The following is an 18,592-nucleotide window of genomic DNA, read 5'->3' on the forward strand; positions in this document are numbered from 1 at the left end:
CGCCTGACGCACCGGTCGGCCGTCGCCATGTGCCGCGCCTTGCCTCGCCAAGATCCATGGGATGGTCATCCGGGTACGCGAGGGTACGAGCTCCGTGGAACGGGGCAAGTCGAAACAGAGGGAGTTTCCCGCATGACCGAGATAAAGTTCTGCTTTTCGCAGGACGAGTCCGCCCAGCAGTTCATGGCACTGCCAGGCTGTGCGGCATGGGGAGCCCTCCAACCGGGAATGGGGAGGTTCGCTGCCGCGTCACCCCTGGCCCGAGTCCACCGCCGCAGCGGAAGCGACGACCACGAGCCGGCCTTCGCCCTCACGGCGGCGACGGAGCCCGCCCATACCCTGTGCACCGTCGCCCCCCAGGCCGACGCCGCTCCCTCCCGGACCGTGTTTGCGGTGCATGACGGATCCGGCCGGTTCATCGGCCGGATCACCCAGGGGCGTTCCCCACTGGGAATCCGCCAGGCATGGCGCATCGAGGACGCGGACAGGCAGTGCAGCGCGGTTGCCTACAAGGGGAACATCCGCGGTTGGGTGGCATATTGGGCATGCTCGCCGTTCTGGGCCCTCTTGGCGGTGGTCTACCTCCTCAACGGCGACCTGCACCCGAGCCGTTCACTGTGGAGCAAGCCCCACCGCGCCCGCTGGCGCGTGCGGGCAGGCGGCGGACCGAGGAAGATCGCCCTCGACTTCCAGAACGGCCGATACCGCGCGGACGCCGAAGCACTGGATATGAACCTCATCCATGCACAGGCCGTGCTGTACGGCGCGTAGAGCCAAGGACACCGGCACTCATGCCCCAGCCCCCCGCAAGCACTCGGGCAGGACATTGCCATATCGGGACATTCCCGAGATGGCCTCACCTTCCGCTTATGCAGCACCTCTGCCATATGTCCCATCGCATCACTCAACGACGCACTCGCCGTTTTGAGTCAAATTCAAATTTTTTCTCTTCCGCAAAGCTGCGTTAAGGTGGCGAGATGCGCCGAACCGCGATCGCCGTGCCGGTCGGTGCACCCTGCTCCACTGGCGCGGAACTCGTTTTCGTAAGACCGCGGACAGGATCACCGTAACGAAATAGCCGGGCGAAGGGGGAATCGCATTATGGCGACGGACTTCAAAATCGATGTCGGGCGTATCCAGGAGATGCTGTCCAAGCTCTCAGAGGCAGGCGATCGCATGCGGGACGCACAGCGCCGCCTCGAAAAAGTGGGCCCGAAGACCCTGGGCACCGACGGCCTCGACGATGCCTGTGACGAGTTCCAGGACCAGTGGGGCGACGGCATCAAGCGAATCACAAAAGCCTCAAATGAAATTCACGAGAAGCTCAAGCTGACGCTGGACGCCTATAAGGCAGGCGAAGAAGAAAACGCCAAGATGATGGGCAAGAAGTAACCATCAACGCAGTTCGACGCCGACCCGCCCGGCAGCAGAGAACAGATCAACCACAGGGGGAGACGCATGTCTTGGCGCAGCATGTTCATCGAGGACGACTCGGCCTGGCCCGGCGTCGGTTTCAATCCGGCCAAGGGAGATCTGGGCCAGATCCAGGCACTCGCTTCGGATGTGAAGTCGGTGGGCGACGAGCTGGATGAACTCGACCACATGCTCAAGTCGATCGGCCAGAACGACGGCGCATGGGAAGGCGATGCAGCACAGGCCTTCGCGAAGAAACTCGGCGAACTGCCCAAGTACCTGCGCCAGGGCAGCGAATCCATGCACGACTGCGCCAAGGCCCTACGGGGCTGGCACACCCATCTGCAAGGATTCCAGGACAAGGCCGGAACGATCGAGGCGGAGGCGGCGTCAGCCCGCAAGCAGCTGAAATCCGACCAGGACCACTACAACGGTCTGGCCAAGCAGTACAACTCGCTCAACCTGGCGACGGTGGATGCCAACGATCCGGGGTTCAAGCAACTCATCAGTAATCTGGGCGATGCCAAAGACGCGGCCAACACTTCCAAGGACAAGCTGGAACACCTCATACGCGAGGCCGAGCGCATCCACGCCCAGTGGAAAGACCGCGCCGGCGAGGCCGAACGCGCGATTCTCAAGGCATCGGAGAACCACCCGCCGGACATCCACTGGTGGAACAAGGCCATCGACGGCCTGAAGTCCGGCTTCCGGGCATTCACGGACTGGCTGGTGGACCACGCCGATCTGCTGTCGACCATCTCCTCGGGTCTGGCAGCGGCAGCGCTCGCCTGTGAGTTCGTCCCGGTCGTGGGCACGGTGGCGGGTGGCGTACTCGCGGGCGCCTCCGCTGTCTGCGCCGCCGGAGCCATGGCAGGTCACTGGATCGGCAATGCCCGCGGGAACGGCACACCGGGATGGAAGATCGGTCTCGATGCACTCGGGGTCATTCCCGGAGTCGGCGGCCTCGCGAAGTCGGCAGTCGGGGGCGCCAAAATCGCCGTACGCGCCGCGAACATAGCCGAGGTCGGCGGACTAGGAAAAGTTGCCGCGGGAGCCCAGGGCCTGACTAGGGGATACCAACTCGGCGAAAAAGTCTACGAAGGGATTCGATCCCCCCTCAGCCAGAAGGGCATCAACATGCTCCTGAAAGGTAAATTCCCCGAAGGGAAGGTGCCGAGCACCGTGGAGGCCGGCATCCAATTGCCCATCAAGGCAGGGTCGTTCATCCATGGCGCCGCGAAGCAACTCTCCGGTGGGGAAGACGAGTAGGGGCCCGGCGCAGCGCAGGGACGGTAGACAACTTTCACGCGGCTATTCGGGTTGCGCGAATCGGAGGTAGAGCGGAAGTGCCGCTGAGCGCGCCCGCCTCGACGCACGCCCCTGCCGCGTGCGCAGCGAAGGGACCAGAACATGTCGGATGACACCAGCGATAGCACGACTACGGCGATGCCACCCCAGCAGCAGAAATCGACCAAACTGCGCATCGGCTGGATCATGCCGCCGTTCGTCCGCGAGCTCCCCGTCGACGCCATCGATGACGAATCGGCAGCCACGCAGCTGTACGAGTTGGTCACGGACCTCCTGCCGAATCATCCGCAGGACTACCAGTACCGCTTCGCGCTGGGTCTTTCGGCGCAGTTGGAACCCATGGTGGAGGCCGATGTCATCTACGCCGGACTCTGCCCGCTCGAAGTCGAGGGGCGGCCGAGCCTGTCGACCATAGTCGTCAGCCAGGTGGTGCACGACAGCGCGGACGAGTCCGAGGCTCTGCGCAAGACACGCGAGATACTCGAACGAAAGTACCCGGACGACGACTGGGAATCCGTGGAGTTGAACTGCGGGCCCGCCCTAGTCCGCGTCGGAATGTCCTCGTACGTCATCAACGCGGAATGGTCGGCGTCAGGTCGCGAGCTTCCGGTTACCCAGTCGCAGATGCAGGCCTACATCCCCCTGCCCGGCACGACAGAGATGCTGATCTTTGAACTCAGCTCGCAGGCGGGTGAAGGCTGGGATCTCCACGCCGAACTCTTCCGCGAAGTCCTGAACACGGTCGACTGGGGCACGGACCAGGAGATTGCGGACTACCGCGCCATGCGGAGCGCACCGTCGGCATCGACCTCGACCGAGCCGGACGAGGCCGTCAAGAAGGCCCTCTACTGGCACTCCAGTAGGCTGCTCGACGCCATAGCCCTGCGCGGACGCGTGGGTGGCCAGGACTCCGTTGCCACGATCACCTGCGCGGACTGCTGGGCCAAGGGCCTGCGCACCCCGTGTTCCGCGAAGCACGTGTGGCACATCGATCTCGTGCCGGCCGGTGAGCTTCGCGGAGCGCTGTCGCGGGTGTCGGCGGAGTTCTCCGCCAGTGGTTGGGAATCGGAGACGACGGACGCGGGAGGCACCTTGCGGGCGTGGGAAGTCGACACCTCCGGACAACGCGTGGGTCATTCGTTCACGCTATCCGTCGACGCATCCGCCGTTCGGCTCACAGCCGAGGTGACGTCCCCGTGCACCCGCTCCACCGGCGCCGCCCCAATGGACTCGATTTTCGGGTGAATTGAGAGGTACTCAGAATGAGTCACATGACCTTGCGGGACGCATACGAGCGGTACTGCCCGCCGACGAACGCCACGCCGAGGTTTTCCGTGCCATTCACATCACCCAGAGCGCCAAGGAATTTCAGATCGGCTTCACCGACGGTTCCTGGGGGACAGCCCTGATCCCCCGAGACGACGCCTTCCTCAATGCCTTCCCGCACACGCTGACTCCCGAGGATCCCGTTCCGTAGCGTTGACCTCGCTTCGTCAGCGGTCGTGAGTGCGCGACCGGGGTGTCGGTTCACAGGCGAGCACGTGCCAGACGCCGTGATGCCGTGATGCCGCCCTCCGGGCGACGACGAGAATGTGACGACAGGCCCCGGCCCGAGCCGCTCAGGGCAACAGCAGCCAGTCCGCGGCGATCGCCGCCGCGAGCCCCAGGCCCAGCAGCCAAGTGCCCAGCCGGGTACGCCCGTTGCGGGCGAGTTCGATGACGATCCCGCAGAGTATGAGTGCCGCCCCGTACACCCCGACCACCAGGACCGAGTGGCGGGTCGCCAGTCGCACCACGAGCAGCACCGCCATCGCGGCCATCATCACCGAGGCCAGCACGACCCGCACCCGCCGTGCCTGGCGAGGCGTCAGCCCCATCCGGCTCTCCGCCGGGTCGGCGTCGTCCTGACCGTCGTCGGCCCGGTCCTGCTCGGCCTCGTCGTGCTCGGCCTGATCGTGCTCGGTCCGGCCTTCCTCGGTCCGGCCGTGTCCCGCCTGTTCGTCCTCGACCGGCCCCTGCTCGACCGTCGCCTCACCACTGCGCCCCGCTGCATCCATGAGCGGGAATGCTACGGCGAAGACCGGTGGCACATGGCGCCGGAGACGGAGCGGAGCGACAGCGGACCGGCAGGGAGTCGACGGCGGCGTCACCACGTCTCCACCGCCCAGCACTTGTTGAGGTAGGTCCGGACCTCGTCGAGGGTGAGCCAGCACTCCCACATCTTGCGTGTGGCGCCGTCGCCCCAGGGGTTGCCGAGGCAGATCCGGCCGCCGGCCACGTCGACGTCCTTCACGAAGTAGGCGTGGCTGGTCGCCAGTCGTCCACCGGCCAGCTTTTCGCGGTCGTTCCCCCTGCCCCAGGTGCCGACGGCGACTGCCTGGCCACGCGCCCGCCGGTCGGCGATCTCGTGACAGAGCCAGGGCGAGTGGTAGTCGAGGGGCTGCGGCTCCCGGCCGGTGAGCAGGCCGAACGCGTCGTTCACGAAGCCGCCGGTGACCTGTTCGTAGCCGCCGCGCAGCTTCGCGACGGCCTTCTCGTAGTAGCCGGGCCAGGTCTCCGCGTAGCGGGCGTCGTCCGTGTGTCCCTTGGCGCACCACAGCATGTTGTGGCCGTAGGGCAGGTCGGGCACCATCGTGATGTCGACCGGCCGCCCCTGGACGTAGAGCGTGCAGGTGACCGTGCCGTTGGCCTCAAGTCGGAGATGGCGGGCGGCGTGCTGGGGGTTGGCCTGGATCACCCCTTGGATGCTGGTGAGGAACCAGCAGGTGCCGAACCGTCCCTGGTCCATGTCCTGCCAGGACATCGCCTCCGTCGAGCCGGAGACCCGCTTCCAGTCCTGGGTGAAATAGGCGCCGTCGACCTGCGCGAACGGTCCCTCGGGCAGCACCCAGCCGTGGTCCGCGCAGGCGCACCCCGGGTCGTACTCGGGTTGGCTGCACACCATCCAGGTGCCGACCAGCATCGCCGTGTACGGGCTCACCGAGCGCAGCAGCCAGCTGAACAGTTCGGCCTGTCGGCGCCAGTCGTAGGCCGGTTCGCCGTGCTCGTCCTCGACGTGGGTGAGGTCGTCCCACCGCTCCAGGCCCTGCTGGCCCCACCGGCGGACCACCATGTCCAGCTCGGTCGGCGGCAGCGGGACCAGGAGGTTGGCCACCTGGTCCAGCAGCGAGCGCGCGTTGTAGCGGGTCTCGTCGGCGAACAGCAGGTTCCACGCCTGCCCTCCGACGGCCTCGGCCCGCTGCGGGTTCGGCGGCGGGCCCGGGGGTTGCCAGGGGAGTTCGACCAACGGGTGGCCGTCCTTGACGTAGTTCAGCCGACTCAGCCCGATGCTGTCGTTGACGCCGCGCACCAGGTCGACCGCGCCGAGCACGGCGCCGCCGCCCGGAATGAAGTCCGCGGCGAAACCGGCCACTTGGCGCCAGTTGTTACGGCCGTATCCCACCGTTCCTCCCCCGTACGACTGCCCAACCGCCCGTGGGAGGGGCTGCTTGTGCAGAGCGTGTGATGGGCCTCGCACCCTGGCACCCAGTCTTAACGAATCCTCAGTACGATGCGAGGCTCACAATCGCCTATGAAGCGTACCTGACATGTGGACTCCGGGGTACCTGACATGGGGGACTCCGGGTTTCGGGTTGAGCCCGAGGCAATCGGCAGTTATGAGTCAACGGTCCTGAGCGGGGGGACCGGCTCGGGATGACCCAGCCAACGGTAGCCGGCATCACCCTCTCGTCCGCCATCTTCGACCACCTGCCGAGCGCGCAGAACCTGGCGACGGCACCCCAGAACCCCGGCCAGGCGCCCCACAGGAAGCTCAGGAAGATATTCCCGCCCTCCTCGTGGAAGGAGGGCCGACAGGCGAGGACCGAGAGCGCCGGGAAACTTGCGCCTTTCTCGCCCCGGCTCTCAACTCGCTTGCGGCCATAGCCTCCACGCTTGGAGGCGAGTTTCACAGACCCACGAAGCCACAACCGTTTTCGACGGTCTGTCCATAAAAGGTTGCAAAATCACAGGCGGCATGCCTTACCTCCCGTCCGATTCGTACCGGAATTCCGCCATCGGACCGCTGACTTGAGCGTCGGTACAGGAGGTCTCTCACGCGCCCCAAATGAACGCCAGATAAGGTTTCTCTGCACGTGCGGGGGCGTGCGCCACGACTGAGCCATTCCCCCGCCGTCCTGCGCTCGCCGCACCTCGACCGCACAGCTGGACGCCCAGACCTAAGAGGGGAACTATGCCGCATCGAGAACCGCCAGGAAGTCCCGGCAACGCCGGCCCGTATGAGCAATGGCCCCACCACGGCTCCTCGTTGCAGGGACAGGGCATGGCTCAGTCCCCCTTCCCCGCGCAGGGACCGTCCGCACCGCCCGGCCCTCCCGGCAACGCACCGCAGAACGGCTACGCCCCGCAAAACGGGTACGCCCCGCAGGCCGGTTGGGTCCCACAGGGAGCGCCGGCGACACCCCCTGCCCCGGGAATGCCCGGACCCTTCCCAGGAATTCCCGGGCCCGTCCCAGGAATTCCCGGTATCACTCCGCCCCCGCAAAAGAAGACGGCGCGTTCCTGCCTCATGGCGTTTCTGGGAGCGGTCGGCGCGCTCGCGCTTCTGGCGGGCGGGGCGTTGACCGTCCACACCTATCAAAATTACAACCAGTCCATGAGTAACTCGACCGGATTCGGCCCCACGATGTGGCGTAATGAGCCCATCGACAAGCTGTTTCCCGAAGCCTTGGGGTTCAAGCCGAACGCCCGGTCCGACAGTACGGACCCCAAGCGCGCTCAGTGGCACCGTCTCGGCATATCAGAGAAGACCGGGTGTGACGAAGGCCTGAACAGCGCCTTGGTCACCGAGGTGAAGAAGCTTGGTTGCCGGGGTGTCTTGCGCGCCACCTACGTGGACCCAACAGGCAACACCCTGGCGACGGTCGCTCTCATCGCGTTCCCAAAGGACACCAAGTCCGAGCCCATGCACGGATTCTTCAGCGACCGCGAGGGCAAGGCCTCCTCGGAGGACCTGGTTCAGGCATATCCCGTCCCGGGTACCCTCGCCGCCAACTGGAGCGATGCACAACGCAACGGCTCGGCCGGCGACTCCTCGAACACTCTCTACATCCCTTACGCCTTCGCGGCCTCGGCCGGTGCGGTTGATGGTCGCAAGGCGGGTCACCTACCGGGCCAGTGGGGCAAATACGACGGGAACCAGGACCGCAGGCCATGGACCGGAGCGGCCCAGAGTCTGATCAGGACCCTGGAGACGCATCTGGGTGAGCTGCTGTTTGAGGAGACCAAGAAATGACCTCGCCTACACGATCCCCCCGCACCGGCACGGCCATTGCGGCGGCCGGCCTCAGCCTGCTGCTATGTGGCACAGCGGCCGCGCCTGCGGCGGCCGCCACACCCACCAGCTGGGAGTACCAGGCGCTCGGGCTCGCCGCGGCGCAGAAGACCGCCCAGGGTGAGGGCATCACAGTCGCGGTCCTGGACAGTGGCGTCGAAGCCGATCACCCGGCGCTGGCAGGACGAGTGACCACGGGACCCGACTTCTTCCATGACGGCCTCCAGTCCGGTAATCCCAACTGGGGAGCGCACGGCACCGCGATGGCCTCCGATGTACTCAAGGTCGCACCGCAGGCGAAGATCCTTTCCGTCCGGGTACTTGACGAGAACAAAGAACACCCGCCGTCTCGGCAGAACAACCCCCTCGCCGAGGGCATTGATTACGCTGTTGATCACGGCGCCAACGTCATTTCGTTGTCGCTGGGCGGTGACCAGTTCGGCAATTACGACGATGACGATGTCAACGCTCTGGCCCGCGCGGCGAACAAGGGGATCCCGGTCATCGCTTCCGCGGGCAACGACGGGGCCATGTTCAACGACACCTCATTCCCGGCCGGTTATCCGGGAGTGATCGCTGTCGCCGCCACCCAGAAGGACGGCAACCGCGCGGACTTCTCCACCGTGCGGTCGTACAACGCCATCGCGGCTCCGGGTGTGGACATCGCCAGTGCGAAGAACACCGGCGGCTTCGCCAATGTCAGCGGCACCTCGCCCGCGGCGGCACTCACGTCCGGCGTCGTGGCCCTGATGCTCTCGCACAACGACAAACTGACGCCCACTCAGGTACGTGAGCTGCTGACCACAACGGCCCATCACCCCGCAGGCGGGCGCAACCCCCTCGTCGGGGCCGGGCAGATCAATGCCGCTGCGGCGGTGCAGGGCGCGTCGAGCCCTCCCGCCGACAAATCCGCCGCAACGAAGTACACGGGCAAGGAGTACCCGATAGGGACGGACGGCACTCCCAAGAAGCACCATCCCCCGATGCAGACGGGGATGTTGGCCGTCGGCTGCACCACGGCCGGGGTCGGACTGCTGATGGTTGTTTCCGCGGTGCTGATAGGGGTTCTTGCCAGGAAGCGTGCGAAGGCGGACGCGGCAGCGCCGTCGCAGGGTCCGCTCCCTTTCGCCGGTCCGCCACGGTAGCGAGGTGACGGGTGGCGGCGACTCGCTCGCGTACGCCATCCGTCATCCAGCTTGTACAGCACCTCGGTATTGAGCCGGACTTCTCGGACATCTTTTCCCCGAATTTCCGGAAGACCCCTGGCGAGTGGCTTCGGCGCGAAGCGGGAACAGCGCGCGGGGAATTTCCGGCAATACCGCCAACCCCGCCTTGACGCCTCGTTCACATCCGTCATTACACTCATGACGCCGGTGCAGCACGCGCGGTTGCTGTGCCACCACGTACAAGGGGGCAGACATGAGCAATGAGCGGCAGATCCAGGACGAGGACCTGATGGACGTCGCCCAGGACCATGAGCAGGCGGCCCGTCTGCGGAAGGCGCTGAAGGTGCTTGCGGAGAACCCCAAGGTGGGCGGCAAGCTCCAGGAGATGGCCCAGGAAGTGCTCTCCGGCCGGATGGGCATGAAGGAAGCCATCGAGACGCCCGGCTACATGGACGCGCTGGGCGACCGGATGAACCAGATCCGGCACGCGGCCGAGAACCAGACGGCGGCCGAGCGCGAGGAGTCCCGCGCGAAGTTCGCCGAGTGGCAGAAGAAGCAGGACGAGGAGGAGGACCGCGAGCGCGCCGAGCGCGACGGCCCGAGCCTCAACCTCGTCACCGGCCCCCGCCGCGGCGGCGGCCGCGGCCATCACTGAGCCGCCCTGCCGGGATCGGGGAGACGATCCGCTCTCGCCTGGCCGGTGCGTCCGGCTCGGGGAGGGCGGATCGTTGCGTGAGGAAGCTGCACCGAAGTCGTCTGTCGACGTTCTCAGGAAACAACGCTCCGGGCACTGCGGATGGCAGCCCAACATCGCCCAGAAATCACGGAAACGGGACAATCGGCCGTCGGCGCGGCCCAGTTCACCTATCCCAGGTTGTCGTGGTGCCGGGGCATCGGCTTGGATCGCCTTCCGTGAGTACCTTCCAGTCGCCGCCGCCATCTGACCAGTCCGGTCCCGGCTTTGGTCCCGCGCAACCGCACTACGGTCAGCCGCAGGGCGCACCCTCTCAGCCGTATCCGCCGCAGTCGCCAATGCCGCCTTACGGCCCGCCGCAGCCCCCAGTGCCGCCTTACGGCCCGCCGCAGCCCCTGCAGCCGCAGATGGTCAGGCCTCAGGGCCCGCCCCCGCAGGCACTCGCGGTCCCCGGCATGCGCCTGCTCGCCCGCTTCATCGACTCCCTGATCATCGGCACGCTGACCCTGGGTGTCTGGATTGCGACGAGTGCCTGGTTGTACAGCCTCAAGGGCGAGGACTCCCGCGGGACGCCTGTGGCGCTCATCCTCATCGCCTGGGAACTGCTCGTCATCCTCTTCTTCGAACCGCTGACGACGGCGATGGGCGGCACCATCGGCAAAGCCGTCTGCGGCCTGCGCGTCGTCCAGGTCGAAACAGGCAACAAGCTCGGCTTCGGTCACGCCCTGGGACGCTGGCTGTGCTATCTGGGCATCGGCATGGTGCCGGTCCTGGGCCTGATCAACGTACTGTCCTGCATCTGGAACGAGCCGTTCCGGCAGTGCATGCACGACAGGGCCGCCAACACCGCGGTCGTCAAACGCCGCTGGCAGTAACACACCGGCCCCGGCACGGCCGTTGGCGACGCCAAGGCTCGCGGCCCTCGCCCCCTGGTCTCTAGAAGACCCGGGCAACTGATGGTCCTGGCAACTGTCCGGGGGGCGGGAACTGCCGGCGCCGGGCAAGGCGGCCCCGGAGCTAACCCTCCTGCTTCATCCGGTCGGCGAACATCTTCGACAGCTTGCTCAAGGTGGGGTCGAGGGCGTCCTGCTTGCCGCTCCCGCTGTACTTCACCGTGCCGACGTAGTGCCCCTCGTGGACAACGACCTGCTGGTCGCCCCGGGCCGCCCCCTCGACACCCACGAACGCCACGCTCTCGGATCCGAACTTCTCGGCGTTCAAGTTCCGAAGTCTGGACGGGTGGTAAGGGGGCGTCCATTTCCGGAAGGCGTCCCTGGCCGCCTTGTCGCTGCCGTACGCGACCACATCGAAGACAGCCCCTTTGCTCTCATCGCCGCTCCTGTACGCGACATGCCCCTGAGCCACAGCACTCTTGCACCAGCCCGAGGGCATGTCCGGGGTGGAGCTGCACTTCTTACGGGCCAGGGCTGCGGTGGACGGCTTGCTGGTCACCGTACTCAGCTCCGTCGGCATGTTCTCGCGCGGCGGCAGGATGCCCTCGGTCGACTTCACTCCCGTCCCGCATCCCGCCAGAGCGAAGGACACGGCAAGCACCAGAACTCCGAACCCCTGCGCCTTCTGACGCCTACCGAACCACACAGCAACTCCTCGGATCTCGACACACGGCTCTCAACTTTGTATCAGGAGAGGATGACGCCACCGCGACGATCCACAGTTCCGTCTCTGCGCGGGGCGGGTATTCAGGGGCATTTCTCTCATTCTCATCCACATCCCGACTCCAGCCCCTCAGCGCAACAGCAACCCGTTCGCCGCCGACACGGCCGTCAGCCCGATACCCAGCACCCAACTCCCCTGTCACGTCGGCCCGGTTCGACTCCCACGCCCCTCACCCTTCGGGAGTGTCTGATCACGCCGATCCGGATGATCGCTCTCGGTCACGTCGGGTATGTCCATGGGCGGGAATACCGGACGGCACGGAGCCCTTGTCGCGACGCTGACGCCGAACGCTGTTGACGCCACCACCGCCCGTCCCGGACCGTATAACCGGACGCCGGCACACACCCCGTCCACCCCGCCTTCACGTACCAACCACGCCGCGCCACCTCCATCACCCCAAAACTCGCGAATTCCACGCGCTTTCACCAAAGCCCTAGACAGGCCAATTCACCAAAATCCCGGCGTCAGTGCCCCACGCCCCTTGGGACGGCGGCCAGTTCGCTCGCCTTGACATGCCCGCACACGGATCGCCTAATGTGAGACCGTTAGGCGTGACGAGCAAGGTGCGGAGCGCACCTGAAAGACGGGGGCGATGATGGCCGGCCAGGAATTTGACGTAGACCCGGACGTCCTGCGGACACAGGGAAACGCCTTTGTCCACATCGGCAACGATTTCTCCAAGGCGTCGAAGAAGCTTCAGGACGACCTCAAGTCCATGGAGAGCCCTTGGAAGGACTGCGACTTCGGCGATCTCTTCGACACGATCTACGTCCCCGTCCGGGACGGCATGTTCAAGTCGATGGACTCCCTCGGTGAGCGCCTCGAAGGCATCGGTCACAAGCTTGAGACCATGGCCCGTTCGTACAGCGAGTCCGACCAGCAGGGCATCCACACCATCAGCGCGGTCGGCCGCCCGCAGATCTGACACACCCCCGCTTCCTTCTCTTCCACTCTCTCCATCACCAGCAATCGACTACCACCGCGCGGGGGACGATCACCGTGTCATTGACACTGCCAAGCGAGGTCAGCTGGGTGCTGAACCTCCTCGGCTACAACTGGCCGGGCGCCGACGAGGACAAACTCCACGAATGCGCCCAGATCTGGCGCAACTTCGCCGAATCGGTGAACCAGGCCCAAGAGCAGGGCTCTCTGGCAGCCAATCAGGTCGTCTCCGCCAACAACGGTGACGCCATCGAAGGCTTCACCAAGGAGTGGGGCGCCTACGGTGGCGGCGGCGCCGGCGGCAGCACCGGGGACCACTATCTCCGCGACGCCGCGATGGCCGCCGAGATCGTCGCCGACGCTTTTGACGCGGCAGCCATCGCCGTACTCGCCGGCAAGATCGCGGTCATCGTCCAGCTCGTCATGCTGGCCGCCGAAATCATCGCGGCGCAGGCTGCGGCCCCCTTCACCTTCGGCACGTCCGAACTCGCCGCGGCCGGCGCCACTCAGGCGACCCGCCTGATCGTCCGTCAGATCCTTGACAAGATCAAGCACGAGGTCATGCAGGCGGCGACCAAGGCCATGGAACACGCCACCATGGACGCCATCAAGAAGCTGGCGAAGAAGGCAGTCTCCCAAGAGGCCCGCAAGGTCGTCACGGACTACGCCAAGAAGCAGATCAAGGAAACGGTCAAGGACACCGTCAAGGAAAAGGTCGTCGACGCGGCCAAGGAGAAGGCCAAAGAAGCCGGCAAGGAGATGGCCCAGAACGTCGCCGAGCAGGGCATCGAGACCCACTTCGGCGAACGCGACGGCATCAAGCTGGACGAAACCGCCAACATCGGCAAGGAGAAGGCCGGCGAATACGTCAAGGGCATCAAGGAGGGCGCGGACTCACTCACCGATCCCAAGACGTACATCGATCACGCCCGGAAGGACCTCACCGACCGCGGCCTGAACCAAGCCCAGAAGCAGGCCGACGCCCACACCGGCGGCGCCGCCACCCGTCACCAGGGAGCCACCGACGCCGTCAAGGAAAAGGTCAAGGGCAGCATCGAGGACGTCTTCGGCTGATCCTCTGCCTCTCCCCCCAGAGCCGCTGCATTACGACCGCCCAGGCCGATAGCGCAGCGGCTCTGTCGCCTTTCCGCCCAACTCCAGCCGGAGGCTGTCGACTTCCGTCGTCCTCCTCAGCCCCTCGCCGCGTCTCTCCCGACGACATACTCCGCCCACACGATCTTCCCTGGGCCACCCGGCCGCGGAACCACGCCCCATCCGGTCGCGAGACACCCGACGATCAGTAGCCCGCGACCGCTCTCCGCGAGCCCGCCGCCCTGCTCCGCCCCCGCCCCGGTTGCTGCGCCCGAGGCGACCGTGGGCCGCCTCTCGCCACGGGTATCGGACACCTCGACGCGGAAGCGCAGAGTGCCGCCCGTCCTGGACACCGTCAGACGCAGTGCGAAATCCCGTCCCGGGACGTGGCCGTGCCGTACGGCGTTGGCGGCGAGTTCGCCGACGATGGCGGTAACGGACTCGTTGATCTCGGTGTCGTAGGGATACCCCCACTCGTCGAGACGGTTCGACGTCAGCCGGCGGGCCAGCCGGGCACCGCGCCGCGTGGAAGTGAAACGCGTGGCGAACTCACCGATTCCGGCGTGGGTTTCGCGGATTCGGGAAGATACCCCGGAAGAGCGGACTGTGCTGTTCATGGGCCCAACCCTCCCGTCACCGACATACCTTTGACGAGGAGTGATGCGCTGACCACGGTGCGTTGTACGTACCGGGAAGCGCCGGTACGCGACGGGTATCAGCCCCGGGAAGGCAACGGACATGGACGACGAAGGCCAGACGGCGGACGACAACGAGCACGGGGAGCACGAGCCCGAGTCGGGCATCCTGAAGGTGTTCGGACGCCAGCTCAAGCGCCTGCGGGAATGGGCCGGCATGGAACGCACCGAATTCGGCGCGAGGACGGGCTACTCCCCCTCCACCATCGCCTCGTACGAGCAGGGGCGGCGCATCCCGCCACCCGAGTTCATCGACCAGGCGGACGAGGTCCTGGGAGCGCACGGCGTCCTCATCGAGATGAAGGAGGAGGTGGCGCGGGCTCGCTACCCGGCATTCTTCCGGGATGCGGCGCGGCTGGAGGCCAAGGCGGTTGGGCTCCATGTTTACGGGACGAAGGCAGTGCCGGGGTTGTTGCAGACCGAGGAGTACGCGAGGGCGGTATTCAACATGTGGCGGCCTCTGCTGGACGAAGAGACCGTCGAACAGCGAATCAGGGGACGACTCGACCGCCAGAACATCTTCGCGTGTAGCCCACCACTGCCCACGATCAGCTTCGTCATCGAGGAGACGGTGCTCCGTCGCCCCCTAGGCGGCAAGGCAGTCATGCGTGGGCAGTTGGAACAGGTCCTGTTGCACAGCCAGCGCCGCAATGTCGAGATCCAGGTGATGCCGATCGAGCGCGAGGAGCACGCTGGACTGGAAGGCCCCTTCACCTTGATCGAAACGCGCGAAGGGCGGAGGATCGCCTACGTCGAGGGGTACAAGGACAGCCGCCTGCACACGGACCGGAAGATGGTCCGGGAGCTTGAGGAACAGTACGGGATCCTCAGGGCACAGGCGCTCACGCCCCGCGATTCGCTGGCTTTTGTCGAGAAGTTGCTGGGAGAAGCATGAACATCGAAGAGACTACGCGGGCCGTGCCCGAGTCGGCCTGGTTCAAGAGCAGCTACAGCACCGGTTCCGGCGGCGAATGCATCGAGGTAGCGTCTCGTGCCACCGCCGTGCACATCCGCGACTCGAAAGACCTCACACGGTGCGCGCTGAGTGCGTCCCCTGCCGCCTGGACTGCATTCGTCAGCTCCGCCATAGTTCAGGCAACCTGAGGGAGACGGCGGGTACTTTGCCCCCTCCGACACGAGGGCAGAGCACCGCCCCACCCAAGTCACAGCGTTCCGAACGCGCCTTTCTCTCAAATGGATTGGGGTCCGCAGCCCGTAGGCCGCGGACCCCAATCCATATCCGCTGTTTCTCCGCTTGCTCTACGCCAGAGCCTTACCGGCCGGGCGGCTGCGTGGGCGGCCCCTGCGGGTAGGAGCCGGGTGCACCGGGCTGCTGCTGATACGGCGGCTGCTGGTTCGGCATAAAGCCGCCAGGACCGCCGGGCCCACCCGGCCCGCCGAAACCACCCGGACCACCGGGGGGCGGACCATTACGCCCCTTCTTCTTGGCCACCATCACCACAATCAGGACGATGACCAGGAGGACGAGCACGACGACGGCAATGAGAATGATGAAGGGAGTGCTCAGGCCCTTGTGGCTCTGGATCTTCAGGTTGCCGTTATCGTCACCGGCAGCGTTGCTGGGGTCGGAAGACGGGCCGGACGAACCACCCCCCACCGCGGGGAACGGGCCGTCCTTGGAGCCAGCAGGAATGTCCTTGGTCAGGGCGCTGAGAGGGTTGATGGAGCCGTAGCCGTAGTGCTGGTCCGGCAGCGTCATGCCTTGCTGGTCCGCCGGGAGGCTGGCCGTCTTGATCAGACGGTTCGCGATCTGGCCGGCAGAAAGGTCCGGGAACTTGGCCCGGAGAAGGGCGGCGGCAGCGGAGACGTAGGCGGTGGAGTCGGACGTTCCGTCGGCCAGGCGGTACTTGCCGTGGATATCCACAACGGGGGTTGCCGACCTGATGTTCACGCCTGGGGCAGTCAGCTTGACGTGAGGTCCGAAGTTGGACTTTTTCCAGACCTCCCCGTGGTCGTCCACCGCCCCCACTGCAAGAACGCCTGGCGCCGCCGCTGGGATTGCGGGAGTGCTGATGCCGTCGTTACCTGAACCAGCAACTAGAAGCACATCATGCTTACGCGCGTAATCAATGGCCTGTTGTTCTTCCGGAGTAATAGCGCTCAATTGGCCAGTGACAAACGACATGTTCACCACCTTGGCGCCTTGGTCGACGGCGTACCTCAGCTCCTGGGCGAAGTCGATCTCTTGCCCAGACTTGTCACTCACGCCAGGGATGGCAACGGGCAAGATCTTTGCATCTGGGGCGAGCCCCTTGACGCCGTCAGCTCCACCCGCACCGTGCCCATGACCAGCGATTAGCGATGCCATCGCCGTGCCGTGGTCTGCGTCGTCGCCAGTTCCCTGGTTCGCAGGGCCGCTGCCCGTGCCGAAGTTCTTGCCCGGGAGAACACTGCCCGTGAGGTCCGGATGGCTCCCATCCACAGGAGTGTCAAGGACAGCGACAGTAACCCCCTTGCCCGTTGAGATCTTCCAGATCGACTCAGCGTCGAACTTTTGCAACGGCCACTGTTCGTTTCTGATCTGGTCTGCCGAAGCAACCGGCGCGGTGCCCAAGAGCAGCGCTCCCGCCACTACCGCGCCGCCCACCGCACGCAGCGTCCGCGTGAAGCTCATGCCATTACACCTTCCTCACAGAGTGGGGCCCGCAGCCCGAGAGCTGCGGGCCCCAAGCGTGTCTGCCGATTGCTTGTCCGGCCGGTCCTACTCGATGACCCGGGGAGCCACATTACGCTCCGGCGTCCAGGTCTCCTCGTCCTCCACAAGGTAGTCGGGACGGCTTCCGTCCTGCCCCTTGCCCTCGCCCTTGCCGCCGTGGGCGCCATGGGCGCCGCCCATCATGCCTGCCGGGCGACGTCCGCCGGAGTTGGCGCCGGCCGCGGTTCCCCCGCGGCTGCGGTGCAGACCGGAGCCACCCTGAGCTCCGCCGCTGGCTTTACCACCGGTCTTCCCGATGATTCCGCCCTTCTGCCGAGCTTGGGGGCCACCGGCGCCGCCGGCGCCCTTGGCGCCCGCACCCTTGCCCGCGCCACCGGCATGGGCACCGCCCATACCCGGCATACCGGGACGGCCGGTGCGAGATCCGGCACCAGCGGCACCCGCGCCACCGGCTCCGCCCTTGATGCCTCCCGCTCCGCCCTTCAGCCCGCCGGCTCCACGGCCGGCACCTGCTCCACCGACCATGCCGCCGCCAGGCAGACCGCCACCGATACCGCCTACACCACCGCCGCTAGGCGCGTGGAGGCCACCGCCACCACCGCCACCGGGAAGGCCGCCTGCGCCGCCGCCAGGCATCTTGACCCCGGGACCGCCGGAGCCACCACCGTGAAGACCGTCCAGGTTGGTCGTCACGTCAGGCATCTTGGGCTTCACCGAGCCCACCGACCCCATTCCGCCACTGATGCCCGGCGTGTTCGGCGTTTTGGGCATCTCGGGCATCTTGGGAGGCGCGGACTTCATGCCCCGCGTGGGGATCTTGAGGCCGCCCCCGGCCCCGCCGCCGCCTCCCAGCCCACCGCCCGTGGGCATGGGCATGGGAATGCCGCCCAGATCCTTCTGGTCGGGGCGTTCGTTGTGCTTGTCGTCGACGATTCCTGTCCCTGGTCCGGTCCCCGGCTTCGCCAACCCCGACGCCCGCGTCCGGTAAGCCGTGCCGAGGGTCTCCATGGCCACCGCAGCCTCAAGCCGCTTCGTCTGATGGCTCGACAGGTTGTCCTTGTTCGCCTCAAGGACTCCGCTGGTGCTGACACCCTTCTTCAGCATGTCGTTCAGATCGTCATCGTCGATCTGGTCCGACCAGGGCATCTCGCCCCAGACATCATCGCTCCAGTTCCAGTCGTCGTGGACCGGAGTGACCTTGTCCATGGCCTTCTGGAGATCGTCGGCCGTCGCGGCCATCATCTTCGCCGTGTGAACGGCGAAAGGCGCTCCGTTCTGGAAGTTCTGGACGATTTCCTGAGCCTTCTTCTGGAAGCGGTTGGCCGCTTCACCGTGCCAGGATTCCATCACCTTGTTCACGGAGTCGGTGAACCGCTTCTGAAGACCGCCTTGGCCGTCCTCGCCGACCAACTCGTCATGCAGGAGCTGCCAGTGACGTGCAACCTCCCGGACCGTCTCATGGCTGGCGCCGTCCAGCATCTTCTTCAGTCCGTCGAGATCGTTCAGATTGAACTTGGTGTAGAACCTGGTGTCCACGTACCGATCCGTGGGCCCACCGCCCGCGTTTTCGCTCACCCTCGTCCCCCTTCTCCTTCA

Annotated in this window: 19 protein-coding genes; 12 read left to right on the forward strand and 7 right to left on the reverse strand. The window is 66.0% G+C overall.

Features of this window, described 5'->3' with window-relative positions:
* Positions 1-132 precede the first annotated feature (132 nt).
* The 4 genes from MOV08_RS12970 (at position 133) to MOV08_RS12985 (ending at position 3,966) form a co-directional block, all read left to right on the forward strand.
* A complete protein-coding gene (locus MOV08_RS12970; protein ID WP_275307555.1) occupies positions 133-771 on the forward strand; it encodes a hypothetical protein in 639 nt (212 codons plus the stop codon).
* A 330-nt stretch (positions 772-1,101) separates the two neighbouring features.
* A complete protein-coding gene (locus MOV08_RS12975) occupies positions 1,102-1,392 on the forward strand; it encodes a WXG100 family type VII secretion target (protein WP_235094530.1) in 291 nt (96 codons plus the stop codon).
* Between the two features lie 81 nt (positions 1,393-1,473).
* Positions 1,474-2,682: a putative T7SS-secreted protein gene (locus MOV08_RS12980; protein ID WP_275307556.1), complete on the forward strand. Its 1,209-nt coding sequence runs from the start codon at positions 1,474-1,476 to the stop codon at positions 2,680-2,682.
* A gap of 141 nt (positions 2,683-2,823) precedes the next feature.
* Positions 2,824-3,966, forward strand: coding sequence for a hypothetical protein (locus tag MOV08_RS12985; protein ID WP_275307557.1), 1,143 nt, complete (start codon positions 2,824-2,826; stop codon positions 3,964-3,966).
* A 22-nt stretch (positions 3,967-3,988) separates the two neighbouring features.
* Here MOV08_RS12985 and MOV08_RS12990 read toward each other — a convergent pair whose 3' ends face one another.
* From MOV08_RS12990 to MOV08_RS13000, 3 genes are all read right to left on the reverse strand, one after another.
* The gene (locus tag MOV08_RS12990) at positions 3,989-4,168 is read right to left on the reverse strand and encodes a hypothetical protein (protein ID WP_275307558.1); all 180 of its coding nucleotides are present in this window, start codon (positions 4,166-4,168) and stop codon (positions 3,989-3,991) included.
* Between the two features lie 172 nt (positions 4,169-4,340).
* The gene (locus tag MOV08_RS12995) at positions 4,341-4,778 is read right to left on the reverse strand and encodes a hypothetical protein (RefSeq protein WP_275307559.1); all 438 of its coding nucleotides are present in this window, start codon (positions 4,776-4,778) and stop codon (positions 4,341-4,343) included.
* An 89-nt stretch (positions 4,779-4,867) separates the two neighbouring features.
* On the reverse strand, positions 4,868-6,163 hold the full coding sequence (locus MOV08_RS13000) for a C2 family cysteine protease (RefSeq protein ID WP_052286721.1): 1,296 nt from the start codon (positions 6,161-6,163) through the stop codon (positions 4,868-4,870).
* A 1,125-nt stretch (positions 6,164-7,288) separates the two neighbouring features.
* On the opposite strand from MOV08_RS13000, the gene MOV08_RS13005 reads away from it, so the two are divergent.
* From MOV08_RS13005 to MOV08_RS13020, 4 genes are all read left to right on the forward strand, one after another.
* A complete protein-coding gene (locus tag MOV08_RS13005; protein WP_275307560.1) occupies positions 7,289-8,014 on the forward strand; it encodes a hypothetical protein in 726 nt (241 codons plus the stop codon).
* The gene (locus tag MOV08_RS13010) at positions 8,011-9,198 is read left to right on the forward strand and encodes a S8 family peptidase (protein WP_275307561.1); all 1,188 of its coding nucleotides are present in this window, start codon (positions 8,011-8,013) and stop codon (positions 9,196-9,198) included. The genes MOV08_RS13005 and MOV08_RS13010 overlap by 4 nt, the downstream gene beginning before the upstream one ends.
* 274 nt (positions 9,199-9,472) lie before the next feature.
* On the forward strand, positions 9,473-9,874 hold the full coding sequence (locus MOV08_RS13015) for a hypothetical protein (RefSeq protein ID WP_275307562.1): 402 nt from the start codon (positions 9,473-9,475) through the stop codon (positions 9,872-9,874).
* A gap of 446 nt (positions 9,875-10,320) precedes the next feature.
* Positions 10,321-10,788, forward strand: a complete 468-nt coding sequence (locus MOV08_RS13020) for an RDD family protein (RefSeq protein WP_275307563.1) — start codon at positions 10,321-10,323, stop codon at positions 10,786-10,788.
* A gap of 142 nt (positions 10,789-10,930) precedes the next feature.
* Here the strand turns inward: MOV08_RS13020 and MOV08_RS13025 are convergent, their stop codons facing one another.
* Positions 10,931-11,425, reverse strand: coding sequence for a hypothetical protein (locus MOV08_RS13025; protein WP_275307564.1), 495 nt, complete (start codon positions 11,423-11,425; stop codon positions 10,931-10,933).
* 760 nt (positions 11,426-12,185) lie between these two features.
* On the opposite strand from MOV08_RS13025, the gene MOV08_RS13030 reads away from it, so the two are divergent.
* Together MOV08_RS13030 and MOV08_RS13035 are read left to right on the forward strand one after the other, a co-directional pair.
* Entirely contained in the window at positions 12,186-12,515 is a 330-nt protein-coding gene (locus tag MOV08_RS13030; RefSeq protein ID WP_275307565.1) for a WXG100 family type VII secretion target, read from the forward strand.
* Between the two features lie 74 nt (positions 12,516-12,589).
* Positions 12,590-13,606 (forward strand): WXG100-like domain-containing protein, encoded by a 1,017-nt coding sequence (locus MOV08_RS13035; protein WP_275307566.1) that lies wholly within the window; start codon positions 12,590-12,592, stop codon positions 13,604-13,606.
* A gap of 116 nt (positions 13,607-13,722) precedes the next feature.
* Here MOV08_RS13035 and MOV08_RS13040 read toward each other — a convergent pair whose 3' ends face one another.
* A complete protein-coding gene (locus tag MOV08_RS13040; RefSeq protein WP_275307567.1) occupies positions 13,723-14,241 on the reverse strand; it encodes an ATP-binding protein in 519 nt (172 codons plus the stop codon).
* Between the two features lie 121 nt (positions 14,242-14,362).
* Here MOV08_RS13040 and MOV08_RS13045 point away from each other — a divergent pair, with 121 nt between their 5' ends.
* Positions 14,363-15,214, forward strand: a complete 852-nt coding sequence (locus tag MOV08_RS13045; RefSeq protein ID WP_205366888.1) for a helix-turn-helix domain-containing protein — start codon at positions 14,363-14,365, stop codon at positions 15,212-15,214.
* Positions 15,211-15,423 carry a DUF397 domain-containing protein gene (locus MOV08_RS13050; RefSeq protein ID WP_205366887.1) on the forward strand — a complete coding sequence of 71 codons (213 nt, stop codon included), beginning with the start codon at positions 15,211-15,213 and terminating at the stop codon, positions 15,421-15,423. Before MOV08_RS13045 ends, MOV08_RS13050 begins: the two co-directional genes overlap by 4 nt.
* Positions 15,424-15,592: 169 nt before the next feature.
* On the opposite strand, the gene MOV08_RS13055 is transcribed toward MOV08_RS13050, so the two are convergent.
* Together MOV08_RS13055 and MOV08_RS13060 are read right to left on the reverse strand one after the other, a co-directional pair.
* Positions 15,593-16,954: a S8 family serine peptidase gene (locus MOV08_RS13055; protein WP_275307568.1), complete on the reverse strand. Its 1,362-nt coding sequence runs from the start codon at positions 16,952-16,954 to the stop codon at positions 15,593-15,595.
* 87 nt (positions 16,955-17,041) lie between these two features.
* Positions 17,042-18,532: a hypothetical protein gene (locus tag MOV08_RS13060; RefSeq protein ID WP_275307569.1), complete on the reverse strand. Its 1,491-nt coding sequence runs from the start codon at positions 18,530-18,532 to the stop codon at positions 17,042-17,044.
* Positions 18,533-18,592: the final 60 nt, after the last annotated feature.

It is taken from the genome of Streptomyces yunnanensis, assembly GCF_029011865.1.
GTDB lineage: Bacteria > Actinomycetota > Actinomycetes > Streptomycetales > Streptomycetaceae > Streptomyces > Streptomyces yunnanensis.

Excerpts from the sequence above, each read along its gene's own strand:
- MOV08_RS12970 (WP_275307555.1), top strand. The coding sequence starts at position 133 with ATGACCGAGATAAAGTTCTGCTTTTCGCAGGACGAGTCCGCCCAGCAG.
- MOV08_RS12975 (WP_235094530.1), top strand. The coding sequence starts at position 1,102 with ATGGCGACGGACTTCAAAATCGATGTCGGGCGTATCCAGGAGATGCTG.
- MOV08_RS12980 (WP_275307556.1), top strand. The coding sequence starts at position 1,474 with ATGTTCATCGAGGACGACTCGGCCTGGCCCGGCGTCGGTTTCAATCCG.
- MOV08_RS12985 (WP_275307557.1), top strand. The coding sequence starts at position 2,824 with ATGTCGGATGACACCAGCGATAGCACGACTACGGCGATGCCACCCCAG.
- MOV08_RS12995 (WP_275307559.1), bottom strand. The coding sequence starts at position 4,778 with ATGGATGCAGCGGGGCGCAGTGGTGAGGCGACGGTCGAGCAGGGGCCG.
- MOV08_RS13005 (WP_275307560.1), top strand. The coding sequence starts at position 7,289 with ATGGCGTTTCTGGGAGCGGTCGGCGCGCTCGCGCTTCTGGCGGGCGGG.
- MOV08_RS13010 (WP_275307561.1), top strand. The coding sequence starts at position 8,011 with ATGACCTCGCCTACACGATCCCCCCGCACCGGCACGGCCATTGCGGCG.
- MOV08_RS13015 (WP_275307562.1), top strand. The coding sequence starts at position 9,473 with ATGAGCAATGAGCGGCAGATCCAGGACGAGGACCTGATGGACGTCGCC.
- MOV08_RS13020 (WP_275307563.1), top strand. The coding sequence starts at position 10,321 with ATGGTCAGGCCTCAGGGCCCGCCCCCGCAGGCACTCGCGGTCCCCGGC.
- MOV08_RS13030 (WP_275307565.1), top strand. The coding sequence starts at position 12,186 with ATGGCCGGCCAGGAATTTGACGTAGACCCGGACGTCCTGCGGACACAG.
- MOV08_RS13040 (WP_275307567.1), bottom strand. The coding sequence starts at position 14,241 with ATGAACAGCACAGTCCGCTCTTCCGGGGTATCTTCCCGAATCCGCGAA.
- MOV08_RS13045 (WP_205366888.1), top strand. The coding sequence starts at position 14,363 with ATGGACGACGAAGGCCAGACGGCGGACGACAACGAGCACGGGGAGCAC.
- MOV08_RS13050 (WP_205366887.1), top strand. The coding sequence starts at position 15,211 with ATGAACATCGAAGAGACTACGCGGGCCGTGCCCGAGTCGGCCTGGTTC.
- MOV08_RS13055 (WP_275307568.1), bottom strand. The coding sequence starts at position 16,954 with ATGAGCTTCACGCGGACGCTGCGTGCGGTGGGCGGCGCGGTAGTGGCG.